Source organism: Oleiphilus sp. HI0123 (genome assembly GCF_001635315.1).
Genome location: NZ_LWGE01001450.1, coordinates 1 through 1677 on the forward strand (window position 1 = coordinate 1; position 1677 = coordinate 1677).

General features: G+C 42.2%; 2 protein-coding genes. One reads left to right on the forward strand and one right to left on the reverse strand.

What is annotated here, in order from left to right; genetic code table 11:
- Positions 1-47: 47 nt before the first annotated feature.
- On the forward strand, positions 48-650 hold the full coding sequence (locus A3761_RS18830) for a pyridoxamine 5'-phosphate oxidase family protein (protein WP_068510197.1): 603 nt from the start codon (positions 48-50) through the stop codon (positions 648-650).
- A 321-nt stretch (positions 651-971) separates the two neighbouring features.
- Here the strand turns inward: A3761_RS18830 and A3761_RS18835 are convergent, their stop codons facing one another.
- Positions 972-1520, reverse strand: coding sequence for a glutathione peroxidase (locus tag A3761_RS18835; RefSeq protein ID WP_068510198.1), 549 nt, complete (start codon positions 1518-1520; stop codon positions 972-974).
- Between the last annotated feature and the right edge of the window lie 157 nt (positions 1521-1677).

The following is a 1677-nucleotide window of genomic DNA, read 5'->3' on the forward strand; positions in this document are numbered from 1 at the left end:
TTAGTGCTATTGGCAGTGGTTACGTAGATTAACAGGGCGAAGAGTTTATGACTGAATATCAACCTATGACTTTGTTGATGAACGCTAGGCAAGAGGCCAAGCAAAACCAGGACCCCAGTGCTAAATATTGCACACTCGCGACACTCGAGCAAAATGATGCGTCTCAACCAAGAATGCGCACCTTGGTCGTACGCGAAATCAATGCAGATAGTTGTGTACTGTTTGTGAACAAACTTGCCCAAAAGAACCTACTACATTTAAACGAGGCGAAGGTAGAACTGCTATTTTTCTATCCTTCGCTACTACAGCAATTTAGAGTTCGGGGTGAATTGTCATTAATGTGTCCTGAGGTTCTTGAAACTCACTGGCAGCATAAACCTTATATTTCAAAGTTGCTGGATCATTTTTATCATACTGTCGCGCACCAGAGCGCTGCCCTGGAAGGCTCATTTGAGGTAGAACGGGGTATTAACGCGCTGAAAGAAAAGTACCCTAATCCTGATACAGTTCCTTTCACAGATAATGCGCTTGGGCTGGTGGTGTCTGTGAATTATCTAGAGTACTGGCGAGGCCATGAAACTGGCTTGCATGAGCGCACTTTATATCGACATATAGGCCACAGTTGGGAACGAGCTGCGCTTGTTCCTTGAATAGCGCGAACTATTGGGCTGCACTCTCTGCTACTCTTGGCGCCAATCATGTTTTCTGCACGTGGCAGGTTTGAGTCCCTAACCGATAGGATTGGTGTAGGGAAAATGGTTAAGGGGTGTTGATGCGAATGTTCGCGTATCTGATACCCTAATCTGTGGGTACCATGGTGGCAAGATTCAGTAGTGGGTGTGGATTGACTAAGTAAAATAAAAGAGGGCCGCAGGTTTGTCGACAAATTACTCTTAGCTCTTGTTTATAAGTATATGTATATCTGTGCTGCGGATATCTCAAACGATTACAATAACCCTGATGCTACTAAATTAATTAAGAGATCTTTTGATAGCCTCCTCTAATACACTGTCTAAGGGGGTTACCTGAGATCTGAACAAGGAAATACTTGATAAATCGGAAGAGATGAGGAACTTGTTGAAGTTCCAATTTGGTGATTTTTCAGTCCGTTGTTTTAGCATTTTGTAGAAGTCGTTTTGTTGAGGTCCTGTTACATAGCTCGGCGCTAGCATGGTGAAACTAACGCCGAAGTTTTTGAAGCAGACGCTAGCTGTTTCTGCTTCAGTTGCTAATTCTTGCCTGAAGGAGTTAGAAGGGAAACCGACAATTTCCAAACCCTCATCTTTATATTTTTGATAAAGCGCTTCAAGTTGAGATAGCTGAGGGGTAAATCCGCATCGGCTTGCTGTATTAACGATAAGCAAGGTTTTCCCTTCAAAAGCCTGACAGAAGTCAATAGATTTTGAAGAGTGAAGACGCTTGGATTCATAGTTTAGCAAGGGGTCACAGCTTGCGTAACTTAATGATGTATTCGCCAAGCATAGCAAACCAATGATCGTAATTTTTGCTAGATGCTTCATATAAATATTTCTCCCTTCAATCGAATTAAGGATGCGCTGAAATCGAAGTTATTAAGTATATATATTTAGATACGCGAATTCTTAGTTTCTGGTTCACTTGGGTTTATACCTTGGCGTGTTGACCTTGTATCGAATTAGGACCAACCCTAAAATTTAT